Annotated in this window: 21 protein-coding genes; 13 read left to right on the forward strand and 8 right to left on the reverse strand. The window is 63.4% G+C overall.

Translation table 11 applies throughout. From position 1 onward, the window contains the following. Positions 1-125: 125 nt before the first annotated feature. A complete protein-coding gene (locus ABEA07_RS28615) occupies positions 126-497 on the forward strand; it encodes a response regulator transcription factor (protein WP_425584062.1) in 372 nt (123 codons plus the stop codon). Between the two features lie 27 nt (positions 498-524). On the opposite strand, the gene ABEA07_RS02425 is transcribed toward ABEA07_RS28615, so the two are convergent. Together ABEA07_RS02425 and ABEA07_RS02430 are read right to left on the reverse strand one after the other, a co-directional pair. After that, positions 525-1,160 carry a response regulator transcription factor gene (locus ABEA07_RS02425; RefSeq protein ID WP_345535633.1) on the reverse strand — a complete coding sequence of 212 codons (636 nt, stop codon included), beginning with the start codon at positions 1,158-1,160 and terminating at the stop codon, positions 525-527. A 112-nt stretch (positions 1,161-1,272) separates the two neighbouring features. Next, positions 1,273-2,262, reverse strand: coding sequence for a Bug family tripartite tricarboxylate transporter substrate binding protein (locus ABEA07_RS02430; protein ID WP_345535635.1), 990 nt, complete (start codon positions 2,260-2,262; stop codon positions 1,273-1,275). A 289-nt stretch (positions 2,263-2,551) separates the two neighbouring features. Here ABEA07_RS02430 and ABEA07_RS02435 point away from each other — a divergent pair, with 289 nt between their 5' ends. The 10 genes from ABEA07_RS02435 (at position 2,552) to ABEA07_RS02480 (ending at position 11,518) form a co-directional block, all read left to right on the forward strand. Further along, complete coding sequence (locus ABEA07_RS02435) at positions 2,552-3,439, forward strand: LysR substrate-binding domain-containing protein (RefSeq protein ID WP_345535636.1); 888 nt, start codon at positions 2,552-2,554, stop codon at positions 3,437-3,439. Positions 3,440-3,636: 197 nt separating this feature from the next. Next, the gene (locus ABEA07_RS02440; RefSeq protein ID WP_345535638.1) at positions 3,637-4,269 is read left to right on the forward strand and encodes a LuxR C-terminal-related transcriptional regulator; all 633 of its coding nucleotides are present in this window, start codon (positions 3,637-3,639) and stop codon (positions 4,267-4,269) included. A 48-nt stretch (positions 4,270-4,317) separates the two neighbouring features. Next, entirely contained in the window at positions 4,318-5,364 is a 1,047-nt protein-coding gene (locus ABEA07_RS02445; protein ID WP_345535639.1) for a zinc-dependent alcohol dehydrogenase family protein, read from the forward strand. Then, positions 5,361-6,338 carry a quinone oxidoreductase family protein gene (locus tag ABEA07_RS02450; protein ID WP_345535640.1) on the forward strand — a complete coding sequence of 326 codons (978 nt, stop codon included), beginning with the start codon at positions 5,361-5,363 and terminating at the stop codon, positions 6,336-6,338. The genes ABEA07_RS02445 and ABEA07_RS02450 overlap by 4 nt, the downstream gene beginning before the upstream one ends. A gap of 37 nt (positions 6,339-6,375) precedes the next feature. Further along, positions 6,376-7,500, forward strand: a complete 1,125-nt coding sequence (locus ABEA07_RS02455; RefSeq protein WP_345535641.1) for a Gfo/Idh/MocA family protein — start codon at positions 6,376-6,378, stop codon at positions 7,498-7,500. An 18-nt stretch (positions 7,501-7,518) separates the two neighbouring features. Beyond that, on the forward strand, positions 7,519-7,998 hold the full coding sequence (locus tag ABEA07_RS02460) for a nuclear transport factor 2 family protein (RefSeq protein ID WP_345535643.1): 480 nt from the start codon (positions 7,519-7,521) through the stop codon (positions 7,996-7,998). 151 nt (positions 7,999-8,149) lie between these two features. Then, positions 8,150-8,449, forward strand: coding sequence for a tautomerase family protein (locus tag ABEA07_RS02465; RefSeq protein WP_345535644.1), 300 nt, complete (start codon positions 8,150-8,152; stop codon positions 8,447-8,449). Between the two features lie 29 nt (positions 8,450-8,478). Further along, positions 8,479-9,426 (forward strand): MBL fold metallo-hydrolase, encoded by a 948-nt coding sequence (locus ABEA07_RS02470; RefSeq protein ID WP_345535645.1) that lies wholly within the window; start codon positions 8,479-8,481, stop codon positions 9,424-9,426. Between the two features lie 218 nt (positions 9,427-9,644). Then, complete coding sequence (locus tag ABEA07_RS02475) at positions 9,645-10,487, forward strand: alpha/beta fold hydrolase (RefSeq protein WP_425584063.1); 843 nt, start codon at positions 9,645-9,647, stop codon at positions 10,485-10,487. Beyond that, entirely contained in the window at positions 10,484-11,518 is a 1,035-nt protein-coding gene (locus ABEA07_RS02480) for an SDR family NAD(P)-dependent oxidoreductase (protein ID WP_345535647.1), read from the forward strand. The genes ABEA07_RS02475 and ABEA07_RS02480 overlap by 4 nt, the downstream gene beginning before the upstream one ends. 184 nt (positions 11,519-11,702) lie before the next feature. On the opposite strand, the gene ABEA07_RS02485 is transcribed toward ABEA07_RS02480, so the two are convergent. From ABEA07_RS02485 to ABEA07_RS02500, 4 genes are read right to left on the reverse strand one after another with little or no spacing between them, the layout of a single operon-like run. After that, the gene (locus tag ABEA07_RS02485) at positions 11,703-12,398 is read right to left on the reverse strand and encodes an RraA family protein (protein ID WP_345535649.1); all 696 of its coding nucleotides are present in this window, start codon (positions 12,396-12,398) and stop codon (positions 11,703-11,705) included. Beyond that, positions 12,395-13,102, reverse strand: coding sequence for an alpha/beta hydrolase family protein (locus ABEA07_RS02490; protein WP_345535650.1), 708 nt, complete (start codon positions 13,100-13,102; stop codon positions 12,395-12,397). The genes ABEA07_RS02485 and ABEA07_RS02490 overlap by 4 nt, the downstream gene beginning before the upstream one ends. 8 nt (positions 13,103-13,110) lie before the next feature. Beyond that, entirely contained in the window at positions 13,111-13,605 is a 495-nt protein-coding gene (locus ABEA07_RS02495) for a cupin domain-containing protein (protein ID WP_345535651.1), read from the reverse strand. Between the two features lie 55 nt (positions 13,606-13,660). Beyond that, positions 13,661-14,638 (reverse strand): Bug family tripartite tricarboxylate transporter substrate binding protein, encoded by a 978-nt coding sequence (locus tag ABEA07_RS02500; protein ID WP_345535653.1) that lies wholly within the window; start codon positions 14,636-14,638, stop codon positions 13,661-13,663. 109 nt (positions 14,639-14,747) lie between these two features. Here ABEA07_RS02500 and ABEA07_RS02505 point away from each other — a divergent pair, with 109 nt between their 5' ends. Beyond that, positions 14,748-15,701, forward strand: a complete 954-nt coding sequence (locus ABEA07_RS02505; protein WP_345535655.1) for a LysR family transcriptional regulator — start codon at positions 14,748-14,750, stop codon at positions 15,699-15,701. A 17-nt stretch (positions 15,702-15,718) separates the two neighbouring features. Here ABEA07_RS02505 and ABEA07_RS02510 read toward each other — a convergent pair whose 3' ends face one another. Both ABEA07_RS02510 and ABEA07_RS02515 read right to left on the reverse strand, forming a co-directional pair. Continuing rightward, positions 15,719-16,510 carry an SDR family NAD(P)-dependent oxidoreductase gene (locus ABEA07_RS02510; RefSeq protein ID WP_345535656.1) on the reverse strand — a complete coding sequence of 264 codons (792 nt, stop codon included), beginning with the start codon at positions 16,508-16,510 and terminating at the stop codon, positions 15,719-15,721. A 215-nt stretch (positions 16,511-16,725) separates the two neighbouring features. Beyond that, positions 16,726-16,902 carry a hypothetical protein gene (locus tag ABEA07_RS02515; protein WP_345535658.1) on the reverse strand — a complete coding sequence of 59 codons (177 nt, stop codon included), beginning with the start codon at positions 16,900-16,902 and terminating at the stop codon, positions 16,726-16,728. 295 nt (positions 16,903-17,197) lie between these two features. Here ABEA07_RS02515 and ABEA07_RS02520 point away from each other — a divergent pair, with 295 nt between their 5' ends. Then, positions 17,198-17,824, forward strand: coding sequence for a TraB/GumN family protein (locus ABEA07_RS02520; protein ID WP_345535659.1), 627 nt, complete (start codon positions 17,198-17,200; stop codon positions 17,822-17,824). Positions 17,825-17,941 lie beyond the last annotated feature (117 nt).

Here is a 17,941-nt window from a genome sequence, read left to right on the forward strand (position 1 = left end):
GTTCGGGCGACGGAGCGTTGTCGATCCGCGGTAGGAGAACTTGCCTTGTTGCTTGTAGTCGTGCGGGCGGTCTCACTGGGGTCGCGGCTTGGAGAATTGGGGACATCGTGGATGAACCAAGGACGATGGGCAAGGCTGTGGTGGCGATCGTCGACGACGACTATAGGATGCTTGAGGCATTGCAAGATCTGCTCGAATCCGCTGACTACGACGTCCGCGCTTTCTCCTCTGCAAGCGCCTTCTTGGTCAGCCCATGCTTTGAGAGGGTCGACTGCCTCATCTGTGACATTTGTATGCCAGGGATCGATGGGTGGTTCGTACAGCGGCAGGTTGCGCTGAGGCGGCCTACGCTGCCGTTGATACTGATCACTGCCCACGCAGTCGACGCGAAGCTCAATTGTTCGCGCTGCATAGGGAAGCAGCCCGAGCTTTTCATGAAGCCGCTCGACAGTCGGCTGTTGCTGCAGTCGATACAGTCACATGTGGGAGGCAGGTGAGCCCGCAGTCGGCCTGCGAACACCACCCTATAGTGCGCGCCTCGAATGCTTCACCGGCACATGAAGTGCATCGGCTATCCGAACCAGCGTCGGCAGCGAGTCCGCGCCGAGTTTGCGCATGATGTTGCTGCGATGAATCTGCAAGGTTATCTCGCTGATTCCGAGCACCGCAGCGGCCTGTTTGTTGAGTAGGCCGGACACCACCAGCGGCAGCACGTCCCGTTCACGTGGTGAGAGCGTGCTGAAGCGCTCCCTGATTGCCAGACCTGCAGCGATCGATTGACGGTGCTCAGCATCCAGGCGGATGGCCTCCCGTATCGCATGAAGTAGCTGTTGGCTATCGAATGGCTTCGTCAAGAAGTCAACCGCACCAGCCTTGCAGGCACGCACCGAACTGGGAATGTCGGCATGGCCAGTGAGGAATACGATCCTCGGATGGGCGGGCAAGTCCAGCTGTGATTGCAGGTCCAGACCGCTGATGTCCGGAAGTTGCACATCGAGCACCAGGCACGAAGGCAAGTCGGGGCGGGAGAAGTTCAAGTAAGCAGCAGCGGTCGCGAAGCTCACGACGTTGAAACCTTCCGCGGCGAGCAAGTTCTCGAGCCCTTCGCGAATGCGGAAGTCATCATCCACGATATAGACGAGGTGGTCTGCTGCTTCCATTCCGGAGACCTTTTCGGCGAGCTAAGCTAGGCACGGCGTCCGCACCGGCCATCTCGGTCAACGAATGACGATACGTGCGCCGCACAACGTCATACAAACGGGCGTCGTGCCTTCATTCCGGTTGGATGTTAGCTCGGACGGCAACGGCGCGCATCAAGGGAAGTTCAGCTTCCAGGTGCGCAAAGGAGCGTGAAGCGTCTGCGAACATTGCATCAACGCCTTGCTCGGCAAGCCGTTGGCGCACCGTCTGATCGCCAATCGTTTTGGCGAGTGCCGATTCAAGGCGCTTCAACACGACTGACGGAAGTCCCGTTGGGCCGGCCATCATGCCCCAGCTGTCAAACACGACTTCGGGATAGCCTGATTCCGCAAAGGTTGGCACCTCAGGCAGAAGGGGAGACCTGATTGGCGAGGTAATTGCCAGGGCCTTGACCTTGCCCGCCCGAATTTTGGGAACAGCTGAAGTGACCGTGTCGAAAAGAAACGAGACGTGACCGCCAATCAAATCTGTCATCGCCGGGGCGCTGCCACGATAGGGAACGTGCACCAATTGGATTCCCATCGCATGGAACGCAATTGAGGCAGCAAAATGAGAGCTGGTGCCGATGCCGAACGTCGCATAGGTGAATTTACCTGGTGTCTCCTTGGACGCCTCGACCAGTTCGTCGAGCCGATTGAACGGCACATCCGGGTGTGCGAGCAGGACCAGGCCCACGCGGCTGATCATGCCAATCGGTTGAAAGCTCTTCATCGGGTCGTAGGGCAAGCTCTTCTGGAGGGCAGGATTGAGGGTGAATGTCGATCCTGAGCTCAGTAGCAGGGTGTAGCCGTCCGGCTTCGCGTGGGCGACGTATGATGCGCCGATCGCAGTGCTGCCACCCGGGCGGTTCTCGACCACCACGCTTTGTCCCAGATACTTCGCAAAGGTCTCGGCAAGAATCCGGGCCTGCACGTCGCCGCTGCCACCAGGCGGGAACGGAACGACGAGGACGACCGGTCGTGACGGGTAGGCGTCCTCCGCGTACGCAACCGGAAGGATCAGGAAGATGCCAAGGACAACCAGAATGCAACGAAGGGCGTTCAACGTGGTTTCCTCGTTCATGCCAGTTTCTGTGGGTGAATTGCGTAACTACTTCACACAGAGTCGCGGCGATGGCGACGGACGTTTCAGACGTGCCGACCGTATCACCGACCGATACCAGCCGCCATCACATCTTTCCATGACTCGCCCCCGAGCAAAAGTTTAGGCATCCTTGCCGAAGCCATGGGCGGCGGCCAACGCGAGCGATTGCGCCGCAGGTTGAACTAGACCATCGGCGGTTCGCGGCATGTATCGACACGGAGATCAAGGCCCCTTTCGCTACTGAAACAAGCGAACACTGGAGCAGGCGATGATCCATAGCGACCTCAAAATTCTTCGCTACTTTACGGTGCTCGCGGAAACACTCAGCTTCACCTCAGCGGCTGCCAAGTTGCAGATCTCACAGCCGGCTTTGAGCCTCGCACTGCAAAGGCTGGAGGAGCAACTGGGGGTGGCATTGGTGACTCGCACGAATCGTGCAGCTGCGCTCACGCCCTCGGGGCAGGCGTATGCACGGGGTGCACGAGAAGTCCTCGCGCTGGTCGCACAGGTCGAGCGAAATGTCATCGCCATTGCCTCGGGTGTGCAGGGGTTCTGCCGGATCGGGTTTGTCCAGTCGGCATCGTTCGACCTGTTGCCGGATTTATTGCCCTGCTTGCAACGCGAGCTTCCCGGAATTCGCTTCCAGATGGCCGCGTTGTCCTCGTTCGAGCAGTTGTACAAGCTAGACGAAGGTGAACTGGATCTGGGCTTGGTTCGGCAGTCCACCTTCGCGGCCGACACCCTGGTGTTTGCTCTCGTGCACCGGCAGAGAATGGTTGCTGCTCTTCCAAGGACGCACGCCCATGCCCAGGATGCCAGCGTGAGGCTGTCCGCGCTCCGATTTGACCGCTTTGTCACGACCGACGCCCGGATCCTGGCCGCTTGCAACGCAGCAGGTTTTCACCCGACTGCAGCGCTGGAGGCCTTTGAGGTGCCAACCATCTTGTCGTTCGTTGGCGCAGGCATGGGTGTCGCACTGCTGCCTGAGAGCTGCCGCCGGTTTGCCGACCCCTCGGTTTGCCTCGTCAAGCTCGAGGATGCGAGCGAGCACCTCGAGCTTCCACTCTATCTGGCATTCCGTGCCCGCGAACGCGACGGCGCTGTCAAACGGGTCGTTCGAGCTGCCAGAGAGTTCGCGGCGTCTCGCCAGGCCTGAGATCCCCGGCGCGGGGACACCCTTCCAGCTTGACCAAGCGCGCATCGCGGCGTGCGGCTCTCGCGCGGCCATGCGATCCGAACCATAAGCAAAGCAAATTCACTCATAGGCCGAACCAATGGCCCCGCTCTCACCATCGGTACCTCAGACACACCTACAGCGACGCACCCACCGCGCCACCAAGCTGGAGCAGTTCCATGTACCAAGAAGTACAACGTCCCTTCGAAGTCCTCGTGATGCATGCCGAGCCGCTGCTGAGTCTTGGCATCTGCGCCGCATTGCGTGAAGAGCCTGGTTTGGTTGTGCGCTGCGGACCGTCCACGAACATGGCGGCGTCATCGCTGAAAGAGAGACCCGAAGTCATCATCGCCGATTACGACTCGGCCATGAACCTTGTTGGACCGGGCAGTGAAGGCGCGGACACACCAGTCGGCAACAAGCCCCGCCGGCGGATTGTGGTCCTGAGCGCAAAGAACAGTCAAAGCGAAATCCGCGTGGCGCTTGAGCGCGGGGTACTCGGCTACCTGACGCCCGACTGCTCGCCGAAGGAACTCGCAGCGGGTGTTCGGGCCGCCGGCCGGGGCTCCAGGTGCATCGCGTCGCCGGTTGCAGAGCGCATTGCGGATCTTCTGTCGCGAGAGCGGCTGACTGTGCGAGAGCAGGACGTCCTGTCACTGATGGCCACTGGGCTGGCCAACAAGGCAATCGCTCGAAGGCTCGGCCTGCAGTTGGCAACCGTCAAAGCTCACGTGGGCTCGATTCTCGTCAAGCTCAAGGCAAAGACACGAACGGAAGCAGTCTCTACCGCGCTGCGTTGCGGATTGGCCTGACGCGGTCATGCCGCGGTCTTACCTTGGCACAAGGAAAAGGAAGCTTCAATGACCACCTCACATTCAATGCTGGCTGCCTTCGTGGACACCGCCGGCGGACCATTCCGAATTGCCGAGATCGACCGTCCCTCCCCAGGCGCAGGACAGGTTCTGGTACGCATCAAGGCGAGCGGTATCAATCCCCTCGATCTAAAGATTCGCGCGGGCGAGGCAGCGCATGCGCGGCACCCTCTGCCGGCCGTTCTGGGATTGGATCTCGCGGGGGTCGTCGAAGCGGTGGGCAGCGCGGTCACCGGATTCAAGCCCGGTGACGAGGTCTACGGAATGACAGGAGGCGTCGGCGGCGTGCAGGGCTCATTGGCAGAGTTCGCCGCTGTGGATGCCAGGCTGCTCGCGCTGAAGCCCAGGAACCTCAGCATGCGCGACGCAGCGGCGGTACCGCTGGTATTCATCACCGCGTGGGAAGGATTGGTGGACCGAGCGGCGGTCAGCGAAGGGCAGTCGGTTCTGGTTCACGGAGGGGCCGGCGGTGTCGGTCACGTCGCGGTTCAGATCGCCTGTGCCCTTGGCGCCAAGGTGCATGCGACCGATGGGGAAACCAAGAGAGCCTATGTTGAGGCGCTCGGCGCCGTCCTGATTGACTATGCGGCTGAAACCGTCGAAGACTATGTCGGTCGACTCACGGGCGGGGCTGGGTTCGACTTTGTGTACGACACCGTGGGCGGCGCCACGCTCGATGCATCCTTCGCGGCCGTGCGGCGGTTCGGGCACGTGGTCAGCTGCTTGGGCTGGGGTACCCATGCGCTGGGCCCGTTGTCGTTTCGCGCCGGAACCTACTCAGGCGTATTCACGCTGCTTCCGTTGCTCACCGGCGTAGGACGCGAGCATCATGGCGAGATTCTCCGGGAGGCCACTCAGCTCATTGAGGCGGGCAAGGTCGTGCCCAGGGTGGACCCGCGCGCCTTCACGCTGGATACGCTCGAGCAAGCCTACCTGGCAATTCGGAATCGCACTGCGGAAGGCAAGGTCGTCGTCGAGATCGGGATGCCGCTCGCCATTGAGGGCCTTCGTGCAGGGCAGGGGCCATCGCAATGAAGGCAATCGTTCTGGAGGCTCACGGCGGCCCGGAGCAGCTTAGGCTCAAAGATGTCGACAGACGCGACCCCGGAGCGGGAGAGGTCCGCGTAGAAGTTGCCGCAGCCGGGGTCAATTTCATGGATACCGGAACGCGCCGAGGTTACCCCGGCGGACCCACCAACCTACCGTTGACCCCCGGCGTTGAAGGAGCCGGTCGAATCGCCGAACTCGGGGAGGGCGTCACGAGATTCAGAGTGGGCGATCGGGTGGCGTGGTACTTCGTGTGGGGCAGCTACGCCGAAGAAGTCATCGCTCCGATCGATCAACTCGTCTCCCTGCCCGATGACATAGATTTCGAAACCGCGGCGGCGCTGATGATGCAGGGCCTGACAGCCAGCAACCTCGTATTCGAGTCCCATATGTTGAGGCCGGGCGACACAGCGCTGGTGCACGCTGCCGCCGGAGGTGTGGGATTGCTGCTGACGCAGATGGTTCGTCTGCTTGGTGGTCGAGTGATCGGGCGCGTGTCGAACAGCCAGAAGGTCGCCCTCGCGAAGGCGGCCGGGGCCAGCCATCTCATCGTCGATCGGAGTGGTCGGTTCGCCGCGGAAGTCCTTCGGCTCACTGGAAACGATGGCGTACAGGTGGTTTACGACGGATCGGGGGCAGAGGGCTTCGAAGACTCGCTTGCCGTGGTGGACTTCCACGGCACATTGGCGCTGTATGGGCCGCTCTTCGACCAACCCATGCCTGCTCTGAGCATATGGGACATCCCAAGGAGCATCAAGGTCACCTATCCGGTCGTGCTGGACCACTGTCGGACTCATGAGCGCTTGGTTGCCAACGCGAATCGGCTCTTTGATTGGGTGCGCGCCGGAGACCTGAAGCTCACTATCGGCAAGCGCTATGCGTTGTCCGATGCCGAGCATGCTCATCGCGACATCGAGTCGCGCCGTAGCACGGGAAAACTCCTTCTCTTGCCCAATACCTGACGGACTGTTCCTCACCGGCCATATGTAGGAGACCATCATGGAAGCAATCGGCGTGGGCGTCATTGGCGCGAGTCCAACCAATCCGGGCTGGGCGATCGCATCCCATATTCCCGCCATCCGAGCCCTTCCCGACTATGAGCTTCGTGCAGTCAGCACGAGCAACCGGCGGTCAGCTGAGGCCGCGGCCGCCGCCTTCGGTGTTCCCGCCTTCGACAACTACAAGGAGCTCGTGGCCTGTCCAGGAGTAGACCTTGTTGTTGTCACCGTGAAGGTTCGCCACCACCACGAGATGGTGGCAGCTGCACTGGACGCGGGAAAGATGGTCTTCAGTGAATGGCCGCTGGGAAGGAACCTGCAAGAAGCGCACGACCTGGCACAACGCGCGGCGGCCGCCGGAGTACGCACGGCCATCGGATTGCAGGGACGCTTCGCGCCGGCAATCCAGCAAGCTCGAAAGTTGATTCAAGACGGCTATGTGGGAAACGTCCTCGGAACGGCACTCGTGGGTTCGGGTCTCGCATGGGGCCCGGAGACCGAGCGTGCGCGGGAGTACCTTTTCGACGTGGCCGAGGGCGCATCGACCCTCACTGTGCCCACGCTCCATGCGCTGGATGCGCTCAACTTCATGGTGGGCGACTTCGTCGATGTGGGAGCTCGGCTCGGCCAAGGGCGTCGGTGGGTACATGTGCGGGAGGACGATCGCACCGTCCCTGTGACCGCACCGGATCAGGTTGCCATCTTCGGTAGCCTCCAGAGCGGGGCGACGGCATCGATCTTCTACCGAGGGGGTCTCTCGCGGGGCAGCAACCTGCATTGGGAGATCAATGGGACGGAAGGCGATCTGGTCATCAGCTCGAACATGGGCAATGTCCAAGTCGCAGACCTGAGGCTCAGCGGCGGTCGCAGCACCGATACGCAAGTCTCGAGCATCGCCCTGCCTGACCTCGCTGACGACTTCGGGATTGCGGAAGTGCCTGGCGGAAACACGCTGCGGCTCTATGCACAACTGGCCGCCGACATCCGCAGCGGCACGCACTTCACGCCAGACTTTGCGCGGGCGCGCTATCAACACGAAGTCATTGCGGCAATCGAGAAGGCATCGGCGACAGGGCAGGTACAGAAGCTTGTGCCTGAGGCGCCAGACCGTCCTGCCTCGCTTTAGATCAAGGAGGAGATCCACATGAAGCTCTCGTTCGACATCGCTGAGATCATTCGGCAGAAGAAGGCAAAGTACTGCCGCTTCGTCGATACAAAGCAATGGAAGCAGTTTGAAGCGCTTGCGCTCCCTGACGCAAGGTTCATCTTCTACGACGTCAACGGGAAGGTGCTTCACGACTTTCCCTCTCCGGAATCCCTCCTCGCGCCAACCGCGCGTCTGCTTGACGGGGCTCGGAGCAGTCACCGGGTCTCCAACTCGGAGCTCTCTCTCATTTCAGAGACGCAAGTCGAAGCGATATGGGCGATGGAAGACTACCTGGTGTTTCCGGCCAAGAACGGCAAGCCCGCCACTGCCATGCGCGGATACGGCCATTACCACGAGATCTGGGAGTGCAAGGAAGACGACTGGTTTCTCAAGAAGCTGGAGCTCACTCGCCAGATCTTTCACTCGTATGCGTTGCCCTCTGAAGGCGGACAAGGCGACATGGAAGGATCCCTGTGACGAGGAACTGCGGGTCGTTGGTGCGGCCTTGGTGGCCGTTGTATTCAGGTCCGAGCCACGGACCTCAATCAGGAGCGCGTAGCAACGCTTCTGTTCCGGAGCCGGCACACCGCCGTGCACCTTGTTTCTCATCCTTTTGAAGGAGTCTCACATGCCATTTGTCAATGTAAAGCTGGTCGAAGGCGTCTTCTCGACCGAGGAAAAGCACGCCATGGCCAAGGCACTCACCGACGTCATGGTCAAGTTCGAAGGTTCCGAAGCCTTCCGCGAAGTGGTCTGGGTCTTGATCGAAGAGCTGCATACCGACGGTTGGCACATCGGTGGCAGGCCCTTCGCCGGACCGAAATCGCTGAAGCAGACCCTCAGCAACTCCAAGGCCATTCTCGAGACCATCAATGGAGAGCCGACCACGCGGGCGGAGTGGGCAGCAGCAGCGCCTGCTCTGCCGTAGAGACACCCATCGCACTGAGGAGCCCTACCATGAAAATTGCAGCACACTTCGCCCCCGCAATGCACGCGCTAGTCGCTCTGACGCTCTGCGTTGGGGTGCTGGCCCCATCGCGGTCGCACGCCGAGGTCACGAGCCCGGTACTCGCCATCAACGATGAAGCGGGCAAGGCCGACATCACGGTCGTGCCGCTGCGTGGCAGCCTGAGCGTTCTGATGGGCTCCGGCGGGAACATCGGCGTCTTGTCCACCCCGGATGGAAAGTTCCTTGTCGATTCCGGGATCGCAGTCTCGAAGCCAAAGCTGAAGGCGGCGCTGGACGGACTCAGTGCTCTGCCACCGAAGTATCTGGTCAATACACACTGGCATTGGGATCACTCCGACGGAAACGAATGGCTTCACGCCGAGGGCGCCACCATCGTTGCTCACGACAACGTCCTCAAACGGCTGATGGATCGAACGCGTGTCATTGAATGGGGGTATACCTTCCCACCGCTGCCGCCAGGCGGGCTGCCGACGGTCACCTACCCCAAGCAAAAAACAATCGATTTTGGTGGCGAGACGGTCGTTCTCACCAATCACGGAGGTGGTCACAGCGACGGGGATACCGCGGTGTACTTCAAGAAGGCGGATGTCCTCCAGTTGGGCGACATCTTCTGGAACGGCCACTATCCGTTCATCGACTATGGCGCCGGCGGAAGCATCGACGGAATGATCCGGTGGGTCGACATCAGCTTGAAGAGGTCGACAGAGAAGACGATCATCATTCCCGGGCACGGTCCGGTCGGCAATCGCGCGCAACTGGCCGAGTACAGAGACATGCTCGTTGCCGTTCGAAAGAAGGTCAGCGCATTGAAGAAGCAGGGCAAGTCGCTTTCGGAGATCGTCGCCGAGAAGCCAACCGCCCAGTTCGACGCGAAGTACGGGGACTTCGTCATCGATCCCGCGTTCTTCACCCTTCTTGTCTATATGGGCGTGTAGCAAAGCCAAGGCATTTCGCTTCTGGAATCCAACTCAACAAGGTATCCGTCATGTCCAGCTCGATATCTCCCGACAAGCTCGGCTTCAAGCGTCGCGACGTACTCGTCAGCGGTGCAGGGGCCGCGCTTGGGCTATCCCTCTCCACCGCGACACAGCTCACCTCAGCCCAGCCGTCAGGCTCCACTTCGTCACGCGAAACACAGAAAGGAACCAGGACCATGAACACCGTCACTACGAAGGATGGAACGCAGATCTACTTCAAGGATTGGGGGCCGAAGACCGGGCAACCGATCGTGTTCTGCCACGGATGGCCGCTGAATTCCGACAGCTGGGAGTCCCAGATGCTGTTTCTCGGCGACAAGGGTTATCGTTGCATCGCGCACGACCGCCGCGGGCACGGACGCTCCAGCCAGCCATGGGAAGGCAACGACATGGATACCTATGCGGACGACATGGAGGCAGTGCTTCGGACCCTCAACGTGATGAACGCGGTACTGGTCGGCTTCTCAACGGGTGGCGGCGAGGTCGCGCGCTACATCGGCCGCCATGGGACCAAGCGGGTGGCGAAGGCTGTTCTTGTGTCGGCCATTCCGCCGCTGATGCTCAAGACTCCCAAGAACCCCGGGGGAGTCCCCATCGAGGTCTTCGACGGACTTCGCTCTCAACAGCTTGCCGACCGTTCGCAGTTCTTCAAGGACATTGCGGGCGGTCCGTTCTACGGCTTCAACCGCCCGGGAGCCAAAGTTTCGCAAGGGCTCATCGATGCCTGGTGGTTGCAAGGGATGATGGGCGGCCACAAGAACACCTTCGACTGCATCAAAGTCTTCTCGGAGACCGACTTCACGGAGGACCTGAAGAAGTTCACGGTACCCACGCTCGTCATCCATGGCGTCGACGACCAAGTTGTGCCCATCGACGTCGGCGGGCGCGCATCCGCGAAGCAGATCAAGAACGCGAAGCTGATTGAATATCCTGGCGCGCCGCATGGCCTGACGGACACGCACAAGGATCGGTTTCACGCAGACCTGCTCGATTTCATCAAGTCCGACCGCAAGGCGTGAGCCTGAAGATGTCCAAGAGAAGCGTCTGGGATGCTGTGGAAGAAGCTGGCCTGGAATCGTTTCCGGCCAGTGATCCGCCAGCCTGGAGTGCGGAGGCCGAAAGCCGGAGCCCACCGCCTATCACCACGCCGTTCGGGTTTTCTTCGACGGCGGATGATGTCGTTTCCGGCGTCAATCTGACTGGCCGCCGTGCCATCGTGACAGGCGCCTCATCGGGGATAGGCGTCGAAACGGCACGTGCCCTCGCGCAGGCGGGGGCGGAAGTCACGTTGGCGGTGCGAAATCCGGAGGCCGGCAGGAAGGTGGCTGAGGCCTTCGCAGAGTCGCTGCAAGCCAGATTGCGTGTCGCGCGACTCGATCTGTCGAGTCAGGGCTCCGTGAGAGAGTTCGTGTCGCAGTGGCACGGGCCACTTCATATCCTGGTCAACAACGCCGGAATCATGGCGCTTCCGCAGCTCGAGCGTTCCGCAGAAGGATGGGAGCTGCAGTTCGCGACCAATTTCATGGGGCATTTCGCCTTGACCATCGGACTGCACCGAGCTTTGGCCGCGGCAGGGGGTGCGCGCATCGTCTCACTGAGTTCAAGCGGAAGCCTCTTCTCGCCCGTGAACTTCGACGACTTGCACTTCGATTTCATTCCCTATGCACCATTCGTGGCCTATGGGCAATCCAAGACCGCTTGCACCTTGCTCGCCGTGGAAGCAAGCCGGCGCTGGCGCGATGAGGGGATTTTCGCGAATGCAGTCAACCCCGGTGCTATTGCAACCAATCTCCAGAAGCACACAGGCGGCTTGAGAACTCCTCGAGAGCGACAGAAGAATCTGGCGCAGGGCGCGGCGACCTCTGTTCTGCTTGCGGCTTCGCCGCTGCTGGAGGGCGTCGGTGGCCGCTACTTCGAGGACTGCCAGCAGGCATCGGTTGTATCAGCACGATCCGCATACTATCGAGGCGTTGCACCGTATGCGCTGGACGCCTCGAATGCAAACCGCTTGTGGGAATGTGCGCTTCGTTTGGCGCAACTTTCGACATGAACAGCATGAGCACAGTCGCGGGCAATGACGCGTCCAAGTCGATCGGTGACTTGCTACATGTTCCGGTCGGCTTGTTTGGCGCGGTCATGGGTCTGACCGGGATGAGCATGGTACGGGCCGGCAGGCGATCAGGCCGGCGGACGAGTACTTGTAAGCGCAGATGGCGCTGCGGCCGGGGTTCAACTCAGCCCGCCGCGCCGCCCCCCAACGCCTTCACGACCCAATCCCGCGAGAGCGTGCCGCGCGCGATCGCGTCGAAGGTCTCGCGCTCCCGCGCCATCAGTTGCAGGCAGGCATCGATCGCGGCCGGGGCCTGGGCCTGCGGCACGCAGACCACGCCATCGAGGTCGCCCACCACCAGGTCGCCCGCGTGCACCACCGCGCCACCCGCCGTGACTTCGCCGTAAAGCTCACCGCCACCGGAGCGCGTCGGACCGCGCGGCGACACGCAGCGCGCATAGACCGGCAGCGGCCCTTGCCGGAGGTGGTCGAGGTCGCGCACCGCGCCGTCCACCACGAAACCGGCGATGCCGCGCGCATGCGCCCAGCGGCTCATGGCTTCGCCCACCAGCGCGCGTTCCATGCCGGCCGCACCGTCGATCACGATCACGTCGCCCGGCCGCGCGAGGTCGATCGCATGCTGCGCCAGCAGGTTGTCGCCGGCGGGCACCCGCACCGTGAGAGCCGGCCCGCACAGCAAGGCCGCCGTGGCATGGCGGGGTCCGAGGCCCAGGAGCACCTTCACGTGCTGCGGAAGGCCGTCGGCCAGGTTGGCAGTCGCGCAAGTGCGCAGGGCATCGACGAGCGCCTGGGGCGGCGCCGGTGGCGCCGGCAGGATGTCGTGTCGCGGCTGCGCGGGCGCCGGTGTGCCTTCTCTCATGCAGGCACGCGCTGCAGTTCGCGCTGCAGGAAGCCCACCGCCTCGGCAAGCTGTCTTTCACCGATGTCGATGTGCTCGCCCGGGTGCAGGGTGAGGCGCTTGTCGGGCGAGCCGAGCGCGGCGAACACCGCGCGCGCGCCCGCGATGGTGATGATCTCGTCCTCGGGCTTGGCCTGGAACAGCACCGGCACGCGCACCGCCGCCGCCTGTCGCAGGATGTCGTCGCCATGCGGGCGGCAGTTGCCCCAGAGGCCGAGCACGGCGCAGCGCACGCGCGGCGTGCGGCCGACCACCGGCAGGCCGTAGGCCGTGCCCATCGAGAGGCCGTACCAGGCGATCGCCTCGGCATCGACGAAGGGCATGGCGCACAGGTCGTTCAGTGCATCGGTCCAGTCGGCCACCATCGTGTCGACGCTGCCCCCGGCTGCCCAGAGGGCGCGGAAGCGGTCACGCACGGCCTCGGCGGTTTCGCCCTTCGGCGCCCGCTCGCCGTGCACGGGGCCATCGATGGCGGCGGCGACCAAGCCGGCTTGCCTCACGAGCGCATGCGCCACGCGCTCCACCGCCGCGGCGGTCTTGTGGCCGCTGCCGCCATGGCCGATCAGGACCAGCGGTCGCGGTGTGTCGAGCCCTGCGCGGCGCCAGATCGCCAGCGGGACGCTGCGACGCTTCGTGTGCAGCAGCTCGCGCGCGATATCGTCCACGGGCCCGCTCACATGAACTCGCAGTTCGGCGCGTCGCCCGGCTGCACTGCGAGCAGCAGGCCCATGGTGCTGCCCGCGCCGGCTTCGAGGTTGACGAAGCGGCGCGGTACGTAAGCCGGCACCGAGCAGACGTCCAGCGGGTCCAGGTCCACCGCGTGTTCCTCGTTCAGCCCCCAGATGACACGCCACCGCCCCTTGATCGCGACGAAGGTCTCGTTGGTGTCGTGGTTGTGCAGCATCGGACCGTTTCCCGGCTCGGCCTCGACATACGACATCTGGAAGCCCTCGTCGATGGGGATGGCCGACATCGGGTCCTTGCCGCCCGCCACCACGAGGCCGCGGCCGATCACGAGGTAGTTGCGGCGCGCATGGCCCGGCAGCTGGCTGTCGGGGTAGCGGTCGGGTGGGTAGCGCAGGCTCTTGAAGCGGGCCACGCGGGAGTGCATCTCCTGGGGGCCCAGTTCCCGGATGGGCATCTCGTAGCTCTGCTGGACGGCGGTCATGGATTGGCTTTCTGCTGAAGGGGTTGGAAAAGAATCCACGGGCCCGGTGCGGCGCTCATTCGCCGATGCGCACGCCGGTCTCGCGCACGAGCTGGTCCCAGCGCGAAATCTCATTGCCGATGAAGGCGGTGAACTCGTCGGCGGTGTAGAGCTTGACTTCCGAGCCCGTCTTGGCCAGCGCTTCGCGCACGTCGGGCGCGGCGTTGGCGTTGCGGATGGCGCGGTTGAGCTTGTCGACGATGGCGCGCGGCGTCCCCGCGGGCGCGAAGATGCCGCCCCACGCGATCAGGTCCATGCCGGCGTAGCCCAGCTCGGCCAGCGTGGGCGTATCGGGCATGAACGCGTTGCGCTGCGCGCCGCTCAGCGCCAGCGCTTTCGCGCGGCCGGCCGTGGTCTGGCTCATGGCCTCGGCCGGGTAGCCCACCATGCCGTCGAGCTGGCCGCCGACCACGTCGGTCATCGCGAAGGCCGTGCCCTTGTACGGCACCACGTTCAGCTTCACGCCCGCGGCCTTCTGGAACGACTCGATGAACACCTGCTGAAACGCGTTGACCGCGGCCCAGTTCATCTCGCCCGGCCGCGCCTTGGCGCGCGCGACCAGCTCGGGCACCGTGCCGAGCTTCGACGCGTTGCTGGCCACCAGCACCGGGTTGCTCGTGAACAGCAGGCCGACCGGGAGGAAGTCACCGGCCGGGTCGTAGGTCATGCGCACCCCGGCCGGTTTGTTGATGGCCATCTCGCTGACCGTCGCAGCCAGCAGCGTGTAGCCGTCGGGCTTCGCCTTGGCCGCCGCCTCGCCGCCGATGTTCCCGTTGGCGCCGGGCCGGTTGTCGACGTAGAAGGACTGGCCCAGTTCGGCGCTGAGCTTGGCGGCGACGCGCCGCGCCGCCACGTCGGTCGCGCTGCCGGCCGGGAAGCCGAACACGATGCGCACGGGCCTGGAGGGATAGCTGTCGGCCTGCTGCGCGGGCGCCGCCTGGCCGGTGGTCAGCAGGCTGCCCGCGAGCAGGACTTGCATGGCGATGGTCTTCATGGTGGGTGTCTCCTTGGTCTTGCGGCCATTGTGGTGAGCGGCACGCGCGCCCGCCATGGCCGGCACGGCATGCGGACATGCCATGGCCCGTATGAGCGCGTGCTTGGACATGCGCGCCGCAGATAATCTGCGGGCGATGCATGCCCGCCACCTCGACGTCTACCTGCTGCGTTGCCTGGTTGCCCTGGTGACGGAGGGCCACGTGACGCGCGCGGCCGAGCGCATGGCCATCACGCAGCCGGCGATGAGCGCGACCCTCGCGCGGCTGCGCACGCTGTTTGCCGACCCGCTGCTGGTGCGCACCGAAAAAGGCATGGTCGCGACGCCGCGCGCACGGCAGTTGGCCGACCGCTTCCAGCAGGCGCTCGACCTCGTGGACGACGCCGTGGCCGAGGGTGCCGATTTCGACCCCGCGACCGCGACCGAACGCTTCCGCATCGCCGCCAGCGAGACCCTCGGCTACCTCCTGATGCCCTCACTGATCGCGCACGTGCGGCGGCTCGCGCCCGCCGTGCAGCTCACGCTGCAGCCGCCCGACCTGGCGCGCGTGCGCCACGACCTGGAGGAGGGCGACCTCGACCTCGTGGTCGCCTTCATCCGCAATGCGCCGCCGGGTCTGCGCTACACGCCGCTGCTGCGCCAGCCGATGCGGGTCATCGCCGCGGCCGGGCACCCCGAGGTGCGGGGCCGGCTGAGCCTGGCGCAGTACGTGCAGTATCCGCACGTCTACTATGCGCTGGGCCGGACCTCGGTGTCGACGCTCGAGGCCGTGGTGGACGAAGCGCTCGAACGTGCGGGCAGGGTGCGCACCATCGGCGCCCGCGTGTCGTCGACGCTGGTCTCGCCGGGCCTGGTCGCGCAGTCCGACATGCTCGCCACGCTGCCCGGGCGCATTGCCGGGCACTTCGCGGCGGTATGGCAGCTCCAGGTGCTCGAGCCGCCGCTGGCACTGGAGGACGTGAGCACCTCGATGTTCTGGCACGAGCGCATGCACCACAAGCCGGCGCACCGGTGGCTGCGGCAGCAGTTCGAGGTGGTGGCGCGGACGATGGGGGCGGGCTGAGTGCCGCGCCGGGGACATCAGACCACCATGGGCGTCGCCGCTCCGTCCATCGACACGATCGCGCCCGAGATGTAGCCCGCCCGCGGCGAGCTCAGGAACAGCACTGCGTTGGCGATGTCCTCCGGCGTCGCGATCCGCCCCAGGGGCATGCGGGCCTCGGCGTGGCGCCGCACTTCTTCTTCGCTGCGCTGCTGCAGCCGCGCCTCGGCCGCCAGGCCCTCGGCCATGCGGTCGGTCAAGGTCATCGCCGGATTCACCGCGTTCACGCGTACGCCGCGCGGTCCGTAGGCCGTGGCCAGTCCCGCGGTGGCCAGCATCAGCGCGGCGTTGGCGGCGCCGCCGGCCAGGTGGGTGGGCGAGGCGACCTTGCCGCCCATGCCGATGATGTTGACGATGACGCCGGCACCCCGTGCGCCCATGCGCTTGATGGCCGGGTCCATCACGTGGATGTAAGTGAAGAACTTGGCCTGCATCGCGTCCTGCCAGGCCTGCGGCCGCAGTTCGTCGAAGGGCGTGCGGCGGGCTGCGCCTGCGGAGTTGACCAGCACATCGACCGGGCCGAAGGCGGCCTCGGCCGCATCCAGCATGCCGAGCGCCGCCCGCGCGTCGCCCAGGTCGGCGGCGTGGCCGCCCACCGCGCCGTGACCCTCGGCGCGCAGTTGCGCGAGTGCGGCGTCCAGGTGGTCCTGGCGGCGCCCCGCCAGGCTGACCCGCGCGCCCTCGCGCAGGAAGCCGCGCGCGCAGGCCAGGCCGATGCCGCGGCTGCCGCCGGTTATCAGTACATGTTTTCCAGCCAATTGAAGATCCATGGCGGCTCCGGGGTCGTCAATAAACCGAGGATCTTACGACGCCGGTCAGAATTTGCGAGTTTTCCTCCCCCTGCGCGCCCGCTATAGTCCAAGGCCTTTTGGAGACGAATGGTGCGCCACGCGCTTCAAAGGCAAACGAAGAATTGCCCAAACAATAGGTCAGGTTAGGAGAGCCAGCATTTATGAACCCTATTCCACTTGTGCTTCGCCTTTCATCATTTTCCAGCGGCGAAAGCCAAACCCCGTTCAATACGGCTTTTGCGGAAACCTTCGAGAACTCCAACGTGGAGAAAGCTGCCGTCATGCTGACGCAGACGGATGCTGCCCAGTGGGTCGATCTCGGCGCTTGGGTGAGCACCCCGCCAGTGGCGCGGAAAGTCCAGTTTGTCCATGAAGCGATCAAAATCATGTCGCACGGGCAGGAAACGGCAGCCGAGGGCTTGTTGAGGATATGGGAGGAACTGTCAGAAAATCGTGCAGACCACGAGCACGTGGCTCCGGCGCTCGAATATATGCTGCACGCTTCCACACACGCGCGCTGGGTCCACATACTTCTGACGAAACCCGACCTGCTTGGTCGGTATTGTGCACTGCTGGGAAATGGGTCGGATGCGGCCTTTGCCTTCAGCTCCCTGGCCGGGCACATGGCACGTTCGGAAGAGACGTCTATTCACCTATTTGGAGGATATGCCCGCGGAAGCGCAGCGCCTGGCAAACGCCTACCTCTCGGGGCGTTCAGATGCAATCATCCCGCCAGAACTCGAGATGATGGCATGCGAGTACATGGCTATATTGAAGAACGCAAAGAAGACAGGAATGCGTGTCATATTCGTGGGCAGCGATGCGGTCAAGGCATATGGGGTGGGGCCGTTGGCTCTGAGTATTCCCACCCGCGCCGCGGCACTGAATGCGTTTGCGGTTGACATTATCAATGACGATTCGAAGTGGCGTGCAAGCGGAAAATTCGTCGCGCTGTTTGGCATCCATCACTTGTACAGAAGTTCGTCGGCGACCTGGAGTGTTCCTGGAATTCAATGTGCGCTGCCTAATTGCAAATCAGTTTATTTGTTTGATATTCATCCGACCGGTTCGCAGGCGGAGCCAGGGGAGACATTTCTTGTCGTGTCTCACGATCAGAAGCAGAATATGGGAGTTGGCGACTTGCCTCTGGTCTCCCACCTGATGGCCGATTTATACGTCGGCGCACGCATGCCGCTCCGGATGTCGATGAACGACAATCAAATCTCTGACGTGGCGCACAGAGGTGTTCTCGCGCTGGAACTTCCGCCAGGCATAACATATCGTCGCAAGTAGATTGATAGACTAGACGCGTGGCGAATTCATCTCTCAGATCGCGATTGAAGGAATTGAGGCTCAGCCACGTCCTGGAGGCCATCAGCAAGAGCATCGCCCCAGATTGAGCCGCCGAAA

This window comes from Variovorax defluvii, from assembly GCF_039541515.1.
In the GTDB taxonomy this organism is placed as follows: domain Bacteria; phylum Pseudomonadota; class Gammaproteobacteria; order Burkholderiales; family Burkholderiaceae_C; genus Variovorax; species Variovorax defluvii.

Bases quoted from the DNA above. Each gene is read 5' to 3' on its own strand.
- ABEA07_RS28615 (WP_425584062.1), top strand. From the start codon at position 126: ATGGGCAAGGCTGTGGTGGCGATCGTCGACGACGACTATAGGATGCTT.
- ABEA07_RS02425 (WP_345535633.1), bottom strand. From the start codon at position 1,160: ATGGAAGCAGCAGACCACCTCGTCTATATCGTGGATGATGACTTCCGC.
- ABEA07_RS02430 (WP_345535635.1), bottom strand. From the start codon at position 2,262: ATGAACGAGGAAACCACGTTGAACGCCCTTCGTTGCATTCTGGTTGTC.
- ABEA07_RS02435 (WP_345535636.1), top strand. From the start codon at position 2,552: ATGATCCATAGCGACCTCAAAATTCTTCGCTACTTTACGGTGCTCGCG.
- ABEA07_RS02440 (WP_345535638.1), top strand. From the start codon at position 3,637: ATGTACCAAGAAGTACAACGTCCCTTCGAAGTCCTCGTGATGCATGCC.
- ABEA07_RS02445 (WP_345535639.1), top strand. From the start codon at position 4,318: ATGACCACCTCACATTCAATGCTGGCTGCCTTCGTGGACACCGCCGGC.
- ABEA07_RS02450 (WP_345535640.1), top strand. From the start codon at position 5,361: ATGAAGGCAATCGTTCTGGAGGCTCACGGCGGCCCGGAGCAGCTTAGG.
- ABEA07_RS02455 (WP_345535641.1), top strand. From the start codon at position 6,376: ATGGAAGCAATCGGCGTGGGCGTCATTGGCGCGAGTCCAACCAATCCG.
- ABEA07_RS02460 (WP_345535643.1), top strand. From the start codon at position 7,519: ATGAAGCTCTCGTTCGACATCGCTGAGATCATTCGGCAGAAGAAGGCA.
- ABEA07_RS02465 (WP_345535644.1), top strand. From the start codon at position 8,150: ATGCCATTTGTCAATGTAAAGCTGGTCGAAGGCGTCTTCTCGACCGAG.
- ABEA07_RS02470 (WP_345535645.1), top strand. From the start codon at position 8,479: ATGAAAATTGCAGCACACTTCGCCCCCGCAATGCACGCGCTAGTCGCT.
- ABEA07_RS02475 (WP_425584063.1), top strand. From the start codon at position 9,645: ATGAACACCGTCACTACGAAGGATGGAACGCAGATCTACTTCAAGGAT.
- ABEA07_RS02485 (WP_345535649.1), bottom strand. From the start codon at position 12,398: ATGAGAGAAGGCACACCGGCGCCCGCGCAGCCGCGACACGACATCCTG.
- ABEA07_RS02495 (WP_345535651.1), bottom strand. From the start codon at position 13,605: ATGACCGCCGTCCAGCAGAGCTACGAGATGCCCATCCGGGAACTGGGC.
- ABEA07_RS02500 (WP_345535653.1), bottom strand. From the start codon at position 14,638: ATGAAGACCATCGCCATGCAAGTCCTGCTCGCGGGCAGCCTGCTGACC.
- ABEA07_RS02505 (WP_345535655.1), top strand. From the start codon at position 14,748: ATGCGCGCCGCAGATAATCTGCGGGCGATGCATGCCCGCCACCTCGAC.
- ABEA07_RS02510 (WP_345535656.1), bottom strand. From the start codon at position 16,510: ATGGATCTTCAATTGGCTGGAAAACATGTACTGATAACCGGCGGCAGC.
- ABEA07_RS02515 (WP_345535658.1), bottom strand. From the start codon at position 16,902: ATGGACAAACTGGACTTTCCGCGCCACTGGCGGGGTGCTCACCCAAGC.
- ABEA07_RS02520 (WP_345535659.1), top strand. From the start codon at position 17,198: ATGCCCGCGGAAGCGCAGCGCCTGGCAAACGCCTACCTCTCGGGGCGT.